This is a genomic window from Micromonospora sp. CPCC 205561 (genome assembly GCF_036906775.1).
Classification (GTDB): domain Bacteria; phylum Actinomycetota; class Actinomycetes; order Mycobacteriales; family Micromonosporaceae; genus Micromonospora.
In genome coordinates, this window is sequence record NZ_JBAKHV010000090.1 from 1 (window position 1) to 15650 (window position 15650).

Below are 15650 nucleotides of genomic sequence, written 5' to 3' on the forward strand. Positions count from 1 at the left end.
CGGGGCCGGGGAGCCGGCGGCGGGCGGCGCGGGGCGGGTGCGGCGGCGGCCGGGCCGGCCGCGGGCGATGAGCCCGGAGCAGGTCGAGCGGGCCCGGCGGATGCACGCCGACGGCACGCGGACGGTGGACGAGATCGCGGCGACGCTGGGCGTCTCGCGGGCCACCGTCTACCGCCACCTCGACCCGGTGTGAGCCGATATCGAGACGGTTATGCGATGGTTGTGAGACGACGCGGGGCCGTGGGTCGGCCCGACCCGGCGGGCGGGAGCGGTGCGCGCACCGGCGGCGTCAGGCGGCCAGGGTGGCGTAGCGGCCGGCGCGCTCCAGCAGGTCGTCGTGGCTGCCCGACTCGACGATCCGCCCGTGGTCGAGCACGGCGATCCGGTCCGCGTCGCGCACCGTGGAGAGCCGGTGCGCGATGGTGATGGTGGTGCGCCCCCGGGCCACCTCGTCGAACGCCCGCTGCACCGCGCGCTCGGTCTCGGTGTCCAGCGCGCTGGTGGCCTCGTCGAGGATCAGGATGCGCGGGTCGCGCAGCAGCGTCCGGGCGATGGCGAGGCGCTGTTTCTCGCCGCCGGAGAAGCGGTGCCCGCGGGAGCCGACCACCGTGTCGTACCCGTCGGGCAGCCCGGCGATCAGGTCGTGGATCTGTGCCGCGCGGGCGGCCGCCTCGAGCTGGGCGTCGGTGGCGTCCGGGCGGGCGTGGCGCAGGTTCTCCCGCACGGTGGTGTGCAGCAGGTAGGCCTCCTGGCCGACCACCCCGACGATCGCGGCCAGGTCCGCCAGGCGCATCTCGCGCAGGTCGACGCCGTCGATGGTGATCCGGCCGCTCGTCGGGTCGTGGAGCCGGCTGACCAGCCCGGCCAGGGTGCTCTTGCCGGAGCCGGTCTCGCCGACCAGGGCGAGGCCGGTGCCGGCCGGCACGTCGAGGGTGATCCCGGCGACGGCGGCGGTGTCGCTGCCCGGGTACCGGAAGGTGACGTCGGTCAGGCGCAGGTGCCCCCGGACCCGGCGCGGGTCCACCTCGGCCGGCTCGGCGGGGTCGGCCACGTCGACCGGCAGGTCCAGGTACTCGAAGATCCGGGCGAAGAGCGCCAGCGAGGCGGTCACCGTGACGCCCACGTTGAGCAGGCCCATCAGCGGCCGGAACAGCCCGCCCTGCAACGCGGTGAAGGCGACCAGGGTGCCGATGCTGAGCGTGCCGGCGGCGCCGGGCAGGCCGGCGCTGAGGTAGATGACCGCCGGGATCGCGGCGAAGACGACGCTCATCGTGGCCATCCGCCAGCGGCCGGCGAGTTCGGAGCGCAGTTCGAGGTCGACCAGGCGGGCCGAGGAGGCGGCGAAGCGCGCGCTCAGGGCGGGGCCGGTGCCCAGGGTCTTGGCCAGGTGCACGCCGCTGACCGAGAGCCCCTCCTCGACGGTGACGTTGAGGTCGGCGAGTTCGCGCTGCCGCTCGGCCGTGATCTCGCGGCGCAGGCGGGCGACGCGGCGCGTCAGCCAGACGGCCGGTGGCAGCACGACCAGGGAGACCAGCGACAGCCGCCAGGAGAGAGCGACCATCGCCACCGCGGTCGCCACCACGGTGGTCAGGTTGGCGGCGATCGACGTCGCGGTCGAGGTGACCACGCTCTGCATGCCGCCGATGTCGTTGGTGATCCGGGACTGCACCTCGCCGGTGCGGGTGCGGGTGAAGAACGCCAGGGACTGCCGTTGCAGGTGGGCGAAGACGTCGGCCCGCAGCCGGTGCATGACCTGCTGCCCGACCCGGGTGGAGATCCAGGTCTGCGCCACGCCGAGCACCGAGGTCACCGCGGCCACCGCGACCATGCCCGCCACCAGCCAGGCCAGCAGCGTCAGATCGCGCTCCGGCAGGGCCCGGTCGATCACGGCGCGGAGCAGGAAGGGCGAGGCCATGGCGAGCGCCGAGGACGCCACGATCATCGCGGTGACCGTGGCGAGGGCGCCCCGGTGCGGGGCGAAGAGCCGGCCGATGCGCCGCGGCGACACCTGCCGGGCCTGCGCCTTCTCGGCGGCGCTGACCGTGCGGGGGCCGCGGTCGCGGCCGGAGGGGGTGGGTTCCAAGGGATACTTCCTCACGGGGTAGATGTTGAGGTTACCTCAACATGAGGGAACAACAGTGCCTGCTGCTACCGTATTCCCGTGACCTCCGAGCCCGCCGACACGGCCGAGACCGCCGGGACGGCCGAGACCGCCGGGACGGCCGAGACCGCCGACGCCGACGACCGCCTGGCCGAGGCGTTCTGGGCGGTCACCCGGCGGCTGCGGCACCGCACCCGCGAGGCGCTCGCGCCGTGGGACGTCACGCCCGGGCAGTCCCGGGCGCTCGGCGTGCTGATCCGGCACGGCGCGCTGCGGCTCAGCGCGCTCGCCGAGCACCTCCGCATCGCCCCGCGCTCGGCCACCGAGGTCGTGGACGACCTGGAGGCGCGGGGCCTGGTGCGGCGCCGGCCCGATCCGGCGGACCGGCGCGCGACCCTCGTCACACCCACCGGGGAGGGCACCCGCGCCGGCGCGGCCCTCTACGCCGCCCGCCGGGCCGCCGCCGGGGACCTCTTCGGCGGCCTCACACCCGCCGACCGGGAACACCTCGCCCGCATTCTGCGTACGCTGCGCGACTGAGCGACCGCCCAACGCCCGGCACCCGGCGGCGCCCGCGACCGGGGTGCCGCCCGGGTTTGCCACCCACGACGCCGGGTAGCCGTGCCACCCGTCCTGCCGACGGGACCGGGCGCCGCGAGCGGACGACCCGGCACCTGCGACGCCGACAGGGAGTGGTGACAGTGGGTCCGGTGGCCTGGAAGATCGGTGACCGCTGACGATGTGCGGCATCGGCGGCGAGGCGAGGTTCGACGGGTCGGTGCCCGACGGCGACGCGGTGACCAGGATGGCCGAGGCGATGCGGTCCCGGGGCCCCGACGGCGAGGGCCTCTGGAACGACGGCTGGGTGACCCTCGGGCACCGCCGGCTCACCGTCATCGACCTGACCGAGGCCGGCTCGCAGCCGATGGTCCGCGAGGACCTGGGGCTGGCGCTGGTCTTCAACGGCTGCGTCTACAACTACCCCCAGCTGCGCGAGGAGCTGCGCCGGGCCGGCCACACCTTCCACTCCACCAGTGACACCGAGGTCATCCTGGTGGCGTACGCCCAGTGGGGCGAGCACTTCGTCGACCACCTGGTCGGCATGTTCGCGGTGGGGCTGGTGGACCGCCGCCGGCGGCGGCTGGTGCTGGCCCGTGACCGGCTCGGCATCAAACCGCTCTACCTCGCCGAGTCGACCGGCCGGCTGCGGTTCGCCTCCACCCTGCCCGCGCTGCTGCGTGCCGGCGACGTGGACACCTCGATCGACCCGGTGGGGCTGCACCACTACCTCTCCTGGCACTCGATCGTGCCGGCGCCCCGGACCGTCCTGCGCGGCGTACGCAAGCTTCCCCCGGCCACCGTGCGCGTCATCGAGGCGGACGGGCGCAGCCGCGAGCGCGTCTACTGGCGGCCCGAGTACGCCCGGCACCCCGACCACGCCGGCATGGACCTCCCGGCCTGGCGGGCCGCCGTCGGAGACGCGCTGCGCACCGCCGTACGACGGCGGCTCGTCGCCGACGTCCCCGTCGGCGTGCTGCTCTCCGGCGGCCTGGACTCCAGCATGATCGTGGCGCTGCTGGCCGAGGCGGGCCAGCACCGCCTCCAGACGTTCAGCATCGGCTTCGACAGCCGCGGCGGCGAGTCCGGCGACGAGTTCCACTACTCCGACCTGGTGGCGCGCGCCTTCGACACCGAGCACCACCGCATCCGGCTCGCCGACGACGACCTCGTCCCGGCGGTACGCCGCACCGTACGGGCGATGACCGAGCCGATGGGCAGCCACGACGTCGTCGCCTTCCACCTGCTCTCCGAGCAGGTGGCCCGGCACGTCAAGGTGGCCCAGTCCGGCCAGGGCGCCGACGAGGTCTTCGCCGGCTACGGCTACCACCAGCCCCTCGCCCGGGTACCCCGGGACGGGGCGGCGGCCACCTTCGCCGACGCGTTCTTCGACCGGGACCACGCCGAGCTGAACCGGGTGGTCGACCCGGCGTACGCGTGCGACCGCGACGCCAGCCGCGAGCTGCTCGCGGAGCACCTGGCCGCGCCGGGCGCGGCGACCGCGCTCGACGCGGTGCTGCGCCTGGACACCCACCTGATGCTCCCCGACGACCCGGTCAAGCGGGTCGACAGCATGAGCATGGCGTGGGGGCTGGAGGTGCGCACCCCGTTCCTCGACCAGGACCTGGTCGCGCTCGCCGCCGCCTGCCCACCCGAGCACAAGGTGGCCGACGGCGGCAAGGGCGTGCTCAAGGAGATCGCCCGGGAGGTGCTGCCGGCGGAGGTGATCGACCGGCCGAAGGGCTACTTCCCGGTGCCGGCGCTGCGCAACGTCGACGGGCCGGTGCGGCAGCTGGTCACCGAGGCGCTCGCTGCGCCGGCCGCCCGGGAGCGCGGCCTGTTCCGCCGCGAGTACCTCGACGAACTCCTCGCCGAGCCGGACCGGGCGCAGGCCGCCGCGGGGAGCAACAAGCTGTGGCAGCTCGGCCTGCTGGAACTCTGGCTCCAGTCGCACGACGTCCGCTGACCGCCCGGCGCCGCCACCTCGACCGGCAGCCCGGCGTCAGCCGCCGGCCGACACCGAGGCCGCCCGCCCGGCCAGGAACGCGCGTTCAGCCGCGTTCTCCGTCCGTTCGATCGCCGTGCGGTACGCCTGGGCCGCCTCCCCCGCCCGGCCCAGCCGCCGCAGCAGGTCCGCCCGGACGGCGTGGAACACGTGGTAGCCGCTCAGGTCCAGTCGCTCCACGGCGGCCAGCGCCGCCGCCGGCCCGGCCACCTCGGCGAGCGCGACGGCCCGGTTCAGCGCCACCACCGGCCCCGGGGCGTACGCGGTGAGCTGGTCGTACAGCGTGAGGATCTGCGCCCAGTCGGTGCCGGCGGTGTCCGGCGCGTCGCTGTGCACGGCGGCGATCGCGGCCTGGATCTGGTACGGCCCCGGCCGCCCACGGCGCAGGCAGCGACGGACCAGGGCCTGTCCCTCGGCGACGAGCCCGGCGTCCCAGCGGCGCCGGTCCTGCTCGGGCAGCGGCACCAGCACGCCGTCGGCCGTGGTGCGGGCGGGGCGGCGCGCCTCGGTGAGCAGCATCAGCGCCAACAGCCCCCACGCCTCCGGCTCGTCCGGCATCAGCTCCACCAGCAGCCGGCCCAGCCGGACGGCCTCGGCGCACAGGTCGTCGCGGACGAGCCGGTCGCCGGAGCTGGCGGTGTGCCCCTCGGTGAAGATCAGGTAGAGCACGGCCAGCACGCCGGAGAGCCGCTCCGGCAGGTCGGCGTCGCCGGGCACCCGGTACGGGATCCCGGCATCGCGGATCTTGGCCTTGGCCCGGACGATCCGCTGCGCCATGGTCGCCGGCGGCACCAGGAACGCGCGGGCGATCTCGGCGGTGCCCAGCCCGCCCAGCAGCCGCAGGGTCAGCGCGACCCGGGCGGCGGGGCCGAGGGCCGGGTGGCAGCAGGTGAAGATCAGGCGGAGCCGGTCGTCGCGCACGGGCCCCTCCTCGGCCGGTACGTCGCAAACGTGCAGCAGGGCGGCCTGGGCGTGCCGGTCGGCGCGGGAGGCCTCGCGCCGCAGCCGGTCGACGGCCCGGTTCCGGGCGGTGGTGATGATCCAGCCCGCCGGGCTGGGCGGCGGCCCGGCCTCGGGCCACCGCGCCACCGCCACCGTGAACGCCTCCTGCACCGCCTCCTCGGCGAGGTCGATGTCGCCGAGGAGGCGGACCAGGACGGCGACCGCGCGGCCGTACTCCGCGCGGAACACCGCCTCCACGTCCGGCATGCTCAGTCCTCGCCGCGGCACGACCCGGTCTCCAGCAGGGCCGCCAGCGCGGCGGTGGTCTCCGGGTGGGCGGCCAGCAGAGCGGTCAGCCCCGCCGGGACGGCGGCCCCGCCGTCCGTGGCCCGCCACCCGCCCGCGCAACCGAGCAGCGCGGCGACGGCGTCGACGCTCTCCGGGTGGCTGGCCAGCAGGGCGGTCACCGGCCCGGACGCGACGGCGGGGGCCACCGGCAGCGGTGCCGCGGCGGCCGACCACGGCGGCACCCACGCGTCGAGCGCCGGCAGCGACCCGGGGAAGGTACGCCCCGCCTCCCGCACCAGCAGCGGCACCAGCTCGGCGCCGTGCTCGCGCAGAGTGGTGATCAACGTGGGCAGCCAGGGCAGCAGGACCGGGTCGGGCAGCCGGGCGAACGCGGACGACATCGCCTCCACGACGAACGGGGCGAGCGCCGGCACCGGTTCCAGGGCCTGCACGAAGCCGCTGAGGTACTGCGGGAAGGCGGGCACCACCAGCGGGTTGGCGAGCAGCGCGGCGCACCGCTCGCGCAGCTCCGCCAGCGGCAGCAGGCCCAGCTGGTGCCGGGCGGCCCAGAGCAGCGCCACCTTGGCCGGCGCCTCCGGGTGGGACTGCGCCACGGCGAGTTCGAGTTGGGAGCGGTCGCAGCCCAGCGAGAGCGCCAGGCTCTCCATGCCGAACAGGAAGCCCAGCATGGCGCCGACCTGGCGGACGCCGCTCTCCCCGTCGAGGAAGGCGGTGGGCAGCAGGGTGCAGTAGTGCGCGTAGCCCGTGGTCACGAACGCCCCGCACCAGGCCGGCAGCGGCCCGGTCGCGCGGTGGTGGGCCAGCAGCCGCCGGATCCGGCGCAGCACCTCGGGGGCGTCGTCGACGCCGCGCTCGGCGGCCAGCAGCTCCACCGCCCGGGCGCCGAGCTCCTCGACCAGGCGCGGGCCGTCGAGCAGCCGGACGGCGTCCTCGACGGCCTCCAGCGCGACCGAGGCCGTCACGTCCGGGCCCCGCACGGCGCGGCGCAGGCGCTGCTCCAGCACCTGCTCGACGGTGACCCCCTCGTAGCCCAGCTCGATCAGGGCCCGCTGGCTGCGGCCGAGAGCCAGGTCCCAGCTCTCCTGGATCGAACGCTGCCCCAACCGCCGCTCGCCCATGATGGGCCGGACCGCGTCGCGCGGCAGCAGGTGCCGCAGCCGCCACAGCAGATCCGAGCAGGGCACCAGCTCGGGGCTGGCCCGCAGGTCCACCAGGGCTCGCTGGATCGTGCGCTTCTCCAGGTCGAGTCCGAGCGGGGCGAGCCGGTCGTGCACGTCGCGGGCGAGCGGCGGAAGCGCCTCGTAGCCCACCTGGCCGACCCGGTCGCCGCCGAAGAGGATCTCGCAGAGCCGGCGGACGTCGCGGCGGCCCGGGACGACGTCCTTCTCGATGCAGGTGACCGCCGCGTCGGCGAAGTCGTACGGCGTGGGGCGGGCGCGGTTGCGGAGGCCGGCGAGGAGGATCGCGGTCTCGAAGACGGCGATCGCGTCGGCGGTGCTGGCCAGGTAGCCGTTGCGCCGGGCCAACCGGACGATGTCGACGCACCAGCCCCGCAGCTCCGCCTCGTCCAGGCCCCGCGCCGCCGGCGGCCGGGCCAGGTATCCGGAGAGCCGGTCCTCGACCGCGGCGGCGGGCGCGGCGGCCGGGGTGGCGCGGCGGCGGCCACCGGCGCGGGTCCGGCCGCCCCGCTGCCCCTCCAGCCGGTACGGCGTCAGCCCGGTACGGGCGACCGCCTTGCTCCAGGTCGCGGCGGCGATCGACACCGAGCCGGGGGCGAGGCCGAACTGCGCCTCGATGGCGGAGTGGCTGGACGGGATGAGGCCGTGGTGCCACCGGGTGCCGGTGCGCGGGCCGATCTCGAACGGGGCGTCGGCCCGCAGCCCGAACTGCTCGACGCGGCTCGCGGCGTGGAACGCGCCGCAGACGTAGAGGCAGTCGGCGGGGTCGGCTCCGGAGGCGGCGAGGTGCTGACGCATCCGCGTCCACATGTAGCGCTCGCGGTCCTCGTCGCGGTCGTTCCGCTCCGCCCCGGCCGGGCGCAGCCGCCGGAAGAGGCTGCCGATCAGCACCATAACCTGCCGGTAGGTGTCGTGGTCGGCGTCGGCCAGCGGCTGCTCGACGTACTGGTCCCACCACTCCGACCAGTGCCGGACCTTGCCGTGGTGCAGCAGGTACGCCTCCAGCTCCGCGAAGCGGGGCCGCAGGTCGCCGAGCTCGACGCCGACCGCGTCGCCGTGCAGGGCCGCCTCCTCCCCCGCCGGCGCGGCGACCTCCACGTCCCCGCCGGTCGGGGCGTCGTCGGCGGTGCCGGGCGGGCGGGGCAGCCACTGGAAGACGTGGTCGGTGGAGCGGTCCACCAGCACCAGCTCGACCCCGGGCGTCTCCAGCGCGTACGCGATGGCCTGGTATTCGGCGCTCGCCTCGGTGATCGGCGCGACCACGCTGAGCGGCCCCCAGTCGGCCGGAAAGCCGTCCAGCTGCGAGGCGAACGCCTGAAGGGCCACCGGAAGGCGGCAGTTGCGCAGCTCGCCGAGCAGCGGTTGCAGGTCCTCGCAGAGCTCCAGGTAGATCACCCTGGGCTGCTTGGCGCGCAGCCGACGGAGCATGGCCAGTGCCGAGGCCGGCGAGTGGTGGCAGACGGGGAAGATCTCCAGCTCCTCGCCGAGGGCGCGGTCGACGTCGTCGACGATGCCGGCGAGGATGTCGGAGACGGCCTGCGAGCTGCCGGCGAAGGCGGTGGCGGCGGCGGTCAGCTGTTCGCGCAACGCGCCGAACGGCCCGGCCGTGGTGGGTGCGGTCACGACAGCGCGGCGATCGCCTGGCGACCACCGTCGAGGAAGCCCTCCCAGCCGCTGTCCTGCTTGGCCCGCGGCTCCACCACACCGTGCAGGTACTTGTTGAGGATCGCCAGGTCCTCCGGGCTGCGCCGGGCCAGCGAACCCACCAGCGACCCGGCCAGCGTCGCGGCGCGCAGGGTGCGGTCGCCGAAGAACTGGCTGTGCAGGATCGCGTCCTCCAGGACGCCGATCTGCTCGGCGGTGGAGAGCGCCGACTCCAGCTTCTCGTCGTCGCTGGTCGCCGCGGAGGCGGCGGCGCGCAGGTCGGCGAAGCTCTGCAACAGGATGTCCAGCAGGGTGGGCGGCACGTCGAGCGCGATCTGGTGCCGGCGCAGCAGTTCCTCGGTGCGGAAGCGGACGATCTCGGCCTCGCTGCGCTTGTTGGTGACCACGGGGATCCGGACGAAGTTGAACCGGCGCTTGAGCGCGGACGAGAGGTCGTTCACCCCCCGGTCCCGGCTGTTCGCCGTCGCGATGATCGAGAAGCCGGGTCTGGCGAACACGATGTTGTCGTGGTCCAGCTCCGGAATGCTGACGTACTTCTCCGACAGGATCGAGATCAGCGCGTCCTGCACGTCGCTGGTGGAGCGGGTCAGCTCCTCGAACCGGCCGACGGTCCCCTGCTCCATGGCGGTCATGATCGGCGAGGGGATCATGGACTCCCGGGACTGGCCCCGGGCGATGACCATGGAGACGTTCCAGGAGTACTTGATGTGGTCCTCGGTGGTGCCGGCGGTGCCCTGGACCACGAGGGTCGAGTTGCGGCAGACGGCGGCGGCCAGCAGCTCGGCCAGCCAGCTCTTGCCGGTGCCCGGGTCGCCGATCAGCAGCAGGCCCCGGTCCGACGCCAGGGTCACGATGCTGCGTTCGACGAACGTGCGGTCGCCGAACCACTTCTGCGGGATCTCCCGGTCGAGCCCGTCGGCCCGCTCCGAGCCGAGGACGAACAGCCGGACCATCCGCGGGCTGAGCCGCCACGAGAACGGCTTCGGGTCGGTGTCGACCGACTCCAGGTAGTCGAGCTCCTCGGCGTACTTGACCTCGGCGGGGGCACGCAGCATCTCGGACATGAGGGGTTCGTTTCTCCTAGGTGAGGAAGCTCTTGAGCTCGAAGACGAGTTTGCGGATGTGGCCGGAGATCACCGGCGTGCCCAGGTCCTTGAGGCGTTGCCGGAACCAGGGGTTGACGCTCTGCTGGCCCGAGCTGTTGACCGAGCCGACCGGGATGAACCGCACCCCGGAGCGGTGCACCGCCTCGATGCCGTCGAACAACGGCTGGGAGCGGTCGAACTCGTAGAAGTCCGAGATCCACACCATGACCGTGTTCCTCGGCTCGACGATCTTCGGGCGGGCCAGCGCCATCGCCACCGGGCCGTCGTTGCCGCCGCCCAGCTTCGTGCGCAGCAGCACCTCGAACGGGTCGTGCACCCACGGCGTCAGGTCCAGCGCCCGCGTGTCGTACGCGATCAGGTGCACGTCGACCTTGGGCAGGCCGGCGAAGATCGACGCGAGGATCGTGCAGTTGACCATCGAGTCGACCATCGAGCCCGACTGGTCCACCACCACGATCAGCCGGGCCGGCGTGACCCGGCGGGCGGTCTGCCGGTAGTAGAGCCGGTCGACGTAGAGACGCTCGTCCTCCGGGCTCCAGTTGGTCAGGTTCTGCCAGATGGTGCGGTCGACGTCGAGGTTGCGGAACACCCGCTTCGGCGGCACCGACCGGTCGACGACGCCGACGCTGGTCTGCTCGACCTGGGTACGCAGCACCTCGGCGACCTCGTCGACGAACCGGCGGATGAGCGCCTTGGCGTTGGCGAGGGCCACCCCCGAGAGGTTGGCCTTGTCCCGGAGCAGCTGCTCGATCAGCGACATGCTCGGCGTCAGCCGGCTGGCCAGCACCGGGTCGGCCAGCACCTCGCGCAGGTGCATCCGGCGGACCAGGTCGCCCTCCAGGCCGGCGAGCACGCCGCCGAGGCCGTCGGTGCCGCCCTGCCGGCGCAGCCCGCCGGGCTCCGCGCCGAGCGCCTGCTCGAACCAGCCGGCGTCCGACTGCCACCGGGCGAGCTGGCCGGCGTCGACGGGCCCGTGGCCGGTGGCGAAGACGTTGAGCAGCAGCTTCGACACCAGGGCCGCCCGCCGGACCTCGGCGGCTCCCGGCGGCGTCCCCTCCGCGTCGGGCCGCCCTGCCTGGCCCGGGTCGGGCTGGCTCGCGCGACCCGCGTCGGGCTGCTCCGGGTGGCCCGGGGCGACCTGGCCCGCGTCGGGCCGCTCCGCGTGGGCCGCGTCGACCTGGCCCGCGTCGTCGGGCGGCGGGCGGAGCAGCCCGCGCAGCTCGTCGGCGACGGCCGGGAAGCGCTGGACGACGGTGTCCACCGAGACCGCCGGGTCCAGCAGGGCGGCCGGCAGGCCCAGCTCGTCGACGACGGCCATGCTGGCCGACTCCAGGGCGGGCTGCTCCTCGGGATCGAAGAGCCGGGCCAGCAGCCGCCAGTAGAGCACCTGGCGCCGGTTGGCGTCGGCGCGGCTCTCGGGGGTCGGTGATCCGGTCATCGGCGCAGCAACCGTCCCGCGCGCTCGCGCAGCACCGCCACGGCGTCGCCCGCCTTGGCCTCGGCCTTGGCGACCTTCGGATCGGTGACCCCGCCCGCCCAGTCGCCGGTGTGCACGTCGACCGGCCGGCGTTTGACGTTGGCGCGCACCGCCAGCGGCTGGAGCAGCCACCGGCCGTCGTCCCACCGCAGCAGGCCGAGGCACGCCGAGGAGGCGGCGACCAGCTCCGGGGTGAGCGGGCCGCAGGAGGGCAACCGGTCGACCGCGACGGCGATCGGCCGGCCGTCGAGCTCGAAGCTCGTCGCGCCGTCGTCGGCGCGTACGGCGTAGCCCTCCACGAGGACGGGTTCCGCGATCCCGACCGGGTGGCGCTCCAGCGGCGCCGTCGCCGCCGCGACCGCCGTCGGCAACAGCACCCGGGCGGTGGCGAACGGATCGGCCGGCTCGCCGAGTCGTGCCCGGTCGTCGCGCCAGAGCAGGTCCGCGCCGTGTCCCGGCAGGCCGGTGACGGCCAGGGCACGCCGCTCGGCCAGCGCGGCCAGCAGCACGGGGTGGGCGTCCAGCAGGCGCCACAGCGCGGGCCCGCCGATCGTCTCCACCTTGACCGCGCCGACCGCGCAGCGGACCAGCCGGGGCGCCCCGCCGTCGGCCGGTTCGAGGATCGCGTGCAGCTGCGCCTGCACGGCGGTGTCGTGCTCGTGCACGTCGACGCCGAGCACGAGCAGCCGCCCGGAGACCCCCTCCGCGTCGGGCGCGACGACGGCGCCCGACGCGTCCTGGGCAAGCAGCACGGCCCGGGCCCAGAGGTCGGCCCAGCGTCGCGCCGGCGGTTGCGCCATCGTGGCGACCGGCACGCAGGCCCGCAGCTCGGCGGCGAACCCGTCGAGCAGCACCGCCAGTCGACGCAGGGCGGGCTCGGCGAGGGCGGCCTCGATCGGCGGCCCCGCCGCGTCGACGAGCGCGTGGTCGAGGCCGCCCCAGCCCGTCACCGCCACCTCGTGCAGCCAGGCGCGGGCGCCGGCGCGGGCCGGCGCCCCGTCGGCCGGGGGCTCGACCGCGCCCAGCGCCCAGGGGGCACGGGCCCGACCCAGCGCGGTGTCGAGCTGCCCGAGCAGCGCGTCGTGGGCCGCGCCGAGCAGCGCGCACCGGGCGGCGGCGAGGGCGAGGAGGTGCTCCTCGCGCACGGAGCCGGCGGTCACCTTCCCGGCCGCCTCCGCCACCCGGTCGCCGAGCGGGGTGGCGGCCAACGCGCCGGCCAGCGCCGCCAGGGCCGCCGCGTCGTCCTCGCCCACCCGGGCGAGGCCGCGGACCAGTGCGTCGTCGAGGCCGGCGACCAGGTCGAGGGCGTCGGTCAGGCCGGTCGGGGCGCCGTCGCGCAGGACGGCGAGCTGCGTGCCGAGCATCAGCGGCCCGCCCCGGTGGCCGGGAACCAGTGCAGCTCGGGCAGGGGGACCGTGCTGCCGGGCAGTTCCAGGTAGGACAGGTGGCGCAGGAAGCGGCTGAACACGACGGCGGCGGGGGTCGGCTCGTGCCGTGCGTCCAGGGCGGCGAGCAGCTCCCCCGCGGTGCCCGCCCCGTCGGCGAGGTCGGCCCGCAGGTAGCGGGCGACGCGGTCCGCGCCGTACTGGAGCAGGGCCTCGTCGACCAGGGCGTGCAGGTGCTTGCAGGGAGCGCCGCGCAGCCCGCCGCAGGGACGGTTGTTGTTGGTGCTGCAGTGGTAGGCGTGGGTGCCGGCGGCGATCGACGACACGTAGACCCGGTCCACGTCCGACCCGCTGGAGACCACGCCCTGCAACCGCCCGTCGGCCAACTCCACGAAGGGCACTTTGGCCAGCTTGCGGGGCCGCGCGGGCGGCACCACCCGCACCGTGCTGCGCCGTCGCCACGCGGTCCGTTCCGCGTCAGCCACTGTCCGACCTCCCGTCCGCCGCTGTCCGGCGCCGCCCATGCCGATCCGGCCGCCGGAGGGTCTCCGGCGTCGTCGTGCCGACAAGGATCATGGACCACGGGTACGACACGACCCTGAGTCGGGTTTGCGGACGGCGGTCGCTCCGGACGCCGCCGCGCCCCTATGCTTCGGACACCGAGGCGGACGGGAGGCGGCATGGCACCGGTGATCGCGCTCCTGGTCGGCGGCAACCCCGCCCGGTCCCGCGTACCGCCCCCGCCCGACCTGGCGCGGGCGGGGAGCGGCGGCGCGCGGCCGGACCGCGAGCAGGCCGGCCGGGGTCGTCCCGCCGCCCGCGCGGGCGGCCGGTGTCGTGCCCTCCCGGCCGGCTCCGATGGTGTAGAAAAGGCGGGGTGAGCGCAGCGATGACGCGCGGCCGGATCCACGATCACCGGACGGTCCACCGTGGCTGACACCGAGCTGCCGCATCCGCCGGTCGAGGCGGGCGCCGCCCTGGTGCGGCTGGGTGACCTGCCGCTGGCCGACCTGCTGGCCGGGGCCGGCGACAGCGTGCTGGCCCACGTGCTCGGCACGCTCACGGTCGGCGACGAGCCGGGCCGGCAGCTCGACGTGTCGGCGTTCGAGTCGAGCTTCTGACGTGTCCGCCGACGCCCCGACGTCGGCCCCCGCGCACCGTGCCGACCGCGCCCGCCCGGCGGACGGCGGGCCCCCGGGACCCGTCGCGGCGCGCGGCGGGTCCGCGCCCGCGAGCGACGCCTCCCCGACCGGCGGCGCGCCGCCACCCCGGGTCCGGCAGCTCGTGCTCAAGGTGCACAGCCGGTGCAACCTGGCCTGCGACCACTGCTACGTCTACCGGCACGCCGACCAGCGGTGGCGGGGGCGGCCCCGGGTGATCGCACCGGGCACGGTGGACCGGGTCGCGCAGCGCCTGGGCGAGCACCTGGCGCGGCACCGGCTCGACCGGGTACGCGTCGTGCTGCACGGCGGTGAGCCGCTGCTGGCCGGCCCGGCGGTGCTCGACCGGACGGTCCGCGCCCTGCGCGGGGCGCTCCCCCCGGGCGCGGTGCTCGACGTCGGCGTGCAGACCAATGGCGTGCTGCTGGACGAGGAGTTCCTGGCGCTGTGCCACCGGCACGACATCGACGTCGGGGTGAGCCTCGACGGGGACCGGGCCGCCAACGACCGGCACCGCCGCTACCCCGACGGCCGGGGCAGCTTCACCGACGTGGCCGCCGCGCTGCGCCTGCTGGCCCGCCCGGAGCACCGGCCGCGCTGGGCCGGGCTGCTCTGCACGGTCGACCTGGACAACGACCCGCTGCGCGTCTACGAGTCGCTGCTGGCGTTCGACCCGCCCCGGCTGGACCTGCTGCTGCCGCACGGCAACTGGAGCACGCCCCCGCCCCGACGGCGGCCGGGCGGCACCGACACCCCCTACGGCGACTGGCTGGTCGCCGTCTTCGACCGCTGGTACCCGAGCACCCCGCGGCGCGCCGGGATCCGGTTGTTCGAGTCGCTGATCGCGCTGGTGCTCGGCGGTCGCAGCGGCACCCGGGCGCTCGGCTTCGCCGAGCCGGACCTGATGACGATCGAGACCGACGGCACCATCGAGGGCACCGACACCCTGAAGACGACCGACGACGCGGCGATGCGTACCGGGCTCGACGTCTTCCGGCACTCCTTCGACGAGGCGCTGCGCCATCCCTCCCTCGCCGGCCGCCCCACCGGCCCGGCCGCCCTGGCCCCCCAGTGCCGGGCCTGCCCGGTGCTCAGCGCCTGCGGCGGCGGCCTCTACGCGCACCGCTTCCGCGCCGGCGCCGGCTTCACCCACCCGTCCGTCTACTGCCCCGACCTCTACCGGCTGATCCGGCACGTCCAACGGGTGGTCGCCGCGGACGTCGACGCGCTGCGCCGCCGCGCCCCGGCCGCCCCGCCCGGGCGGTGAGCCCGTGGTGCTCTCCCCCGCCCAGCTCGCCGGCCTGGCCGCCGGGCACGGCGACGACGCGACGCTCGAGGTGCTGCGGGCCGGGCAGCTCGGGCGGCGGCGGCTGCTCACCGTCGCCGCCGCGCGCGCCGGCGGGGACGGGGCGTCGGTGCGGGAGTGCCTCGCCCTGCTGACCCGCGCAGAGCGGGCCGACCCGGCGGCGGTCGCCCGGGTCCTGGCCCATCCGCCGGTCACCGGCTGGGCCGCGAGCGCGCTCGCCGGCGGCCCCGACCCGGCTTACCTGGCCGGGCTGGCGGCCGCCGCCGCCGTCCGCGCGGGGCTGGCCTTCACGCTCGCCGTGCCCGCGCCCGGCGGCGTGCTGCTGCTGCCCACGGTGGGCGCCGCGGTCGGGCTCGGGGACGGCCCCGCGCTGGTCCACGGCGCCGGGAGGCGGTTCGACGGCCGGCCGACGCGCGCCGGCGGGCCGCCCGCCGGATCACCCCGATCCCCGACGCGCC

The 15650-nt window shown here is 75.8% G+C and carries 12 protein-coding genes and 1 pseudogene; 6 read left to right on the forward strand and 7 right to left on the reverse strand.

The window, feature by feature from the left end; all coding sequences use genetic code 11:
• On the forward strand, window positions 1-193 hold a 193-nt coding region (locus tag V6V16_RS26955; protein WP_334566592.1), incomplete at its 5' end, for a helix-turn-helix domain-containing protein.
• A gap of 96 nt (window positions 194-289) precedes the next feature.
• Here V6V16_RS26955 and V6V16_RS26960 read toward each other — a convergent pair.
• On the reverse strand, window positions 290-2083 hold the full coding sequence (locus tag V6V16_RS26960) for an ABC transporter ATP-binding protein (protein ID WP_334566615.1): 1794 nt from the start codon (window positions 2081-2083) through the stop codon (window positions 290-292).
• A gap of 165 nt (window positions 2084-2248) precedes the next feature.
• Here V6V16_RS26960 and V6V16_RS26965 point away from each other — a divergent pair, with 165 nt between their 5' ends.
• Window positions 2249-2641 carry a MarR family winged helix-turn-helix transcriptional regulator gene (locus tag V6V16_RS26965; protein ID WP_334566617.1) on the forward strand — a complete coding sequence of 131 codons (393 nt, stop codon included), beginning with the start codon at window positions 2249-2251 and terminating at the stop codon, window positions 2639-2641.
• A 199-nt stretch (window positions 2642-2840) separates the two neighbouring features.
• Window positions 2841-4625, forward strand: a complete 1785-nt coding sequence (locus V6V16_RS26970; protein ID WP_334566594.1) for an N-acetylglutaminylglutamine amidotransferase — start codon at window positions 2841-2843, stop codon at window positions 4623-4625.
• A 36-nt stretch (window positions 4626-4661) separates the two neighbouring features.
• Here the strand turns inward: V6V16_RS26970 and V6V16_RS26975 are convergent, their stop codons facing one another.
• From V6V16_RS26975 to V6V16_RS27000, 6 genes are read right to left on the reverse strand one after another with little or no spacing between them, the layout of a single operon-like run.
• Window positions 4662-5873 (reverse strand): RNA polymerase sigma factor, encoded by a 1212-nt coding sequence (locus V6V16_RS26975; protein ID WP_334566596.1) that lies wholly within the window; start codon window positions 5871-5873, stop codon window positions 4662-4664.
• A gap of 2 nt (window positions 5874-5875) precedes the next feature.
• Entirely contained in the window at window positions 5876-8716 is a 2841-nt protein-coding gene (locus tag V6V16_RS26980; RefSeq protein ID WP_334566598.1) for a DUF5682 family protein, read from the reverse strand.
• Window positions 8713-9822 (reverse strand): ATP-binding protein, encoded by a 1110-nt coding sequence (locus tag V6V16_RS26985; protein WP_334566600.1) that lies wholly within the window; start codon window positions 9820-9822, stop codon window positions 8713-8715. Before V6V16_RS26985 ends, V6V16_RS26980 begins: the two co-directional genes overlap by 4 nt.
• Before the next feature lie 16 nt (window positions 9823-9838).
• Window positions 9839-11302: a vWA domain-containing protein gene (locus V6V16_RS26990; RefSeq protein WP_334566603.1), complete on the reverse strand. Its 1464-nt coding sequence runs from the start codon at window positions 11300-11302 to the stop codon at window positions 9839-9841.
• The gene (locus tag V6V16_RS26995; RefSeq protein ID WP_334566606.1) at window positions 11299-12705 is read right to left on the reverse strand and encodes a hypothetical protein; all 1407 of its coding nucleotides are present in this window, start codon (window positions 12703-12705) and stop codon (window positions 11299-11301) included. The genes V6V16_RS26990 and V6V16_RS26995 overlap by 4 nt, the downstream gene beginning before the upstream one ends.
• Complete coding sequence (locus V6V16_RS27000; RefSeq protein WP_442934164.1) at window positions 12705-13250, reverse strand: hypothetical protein; 546 nt, start codon at window positions 13248-13250, stop codon at window positions 12705-12707. The genes V6V16_RS26995 and V6V16_RS27000 overlap by 1 nt, the downstream gene beginning before the upstream one ends.
• A gap of 405 nt (window positions 13251-13655) precedes the next feature.
• On the opposite strand from V6V16_RS27000, the gene fxsA reads away from it, so the two are divergent.
• The 3 genes and pseudogenes from fxsA to V6V16_RS27015 all read left to right on the forward strand — a co-directional run.
• A complete protein-coding gene (gene fxsA, locus V6V16_RS27005; protein WP_334566610.1) occupies window positions 13656-13847 on the forward strand; it encodes an FxSxx-COOH cyclophane-containing RiPP peptide in 192 nt (63 codons plus the stop codon).
• Between the two features lies 1 nt (window position 13848).
• Window positions 13849-15153 carry an FxsB family cyclophane-forming radical SAM/SPASM peptide maturase gene (locus V6V16_RS27010; protein WP_334566612.1) on the forward strand — a complete coding sequence of 435 codons (1305 nt, stop codon included), beginning with the start codon at window positions 13849-13851 and terminating at the stop codon, window positions 15151-15153.
• 4 nt (window positions 15154-15157) lie between these two features.
• Window positions 15158-15650, forward strand: a pseudogene (locus V6V16_RS27015) (hypothetical protein); the annotation flags it as partial.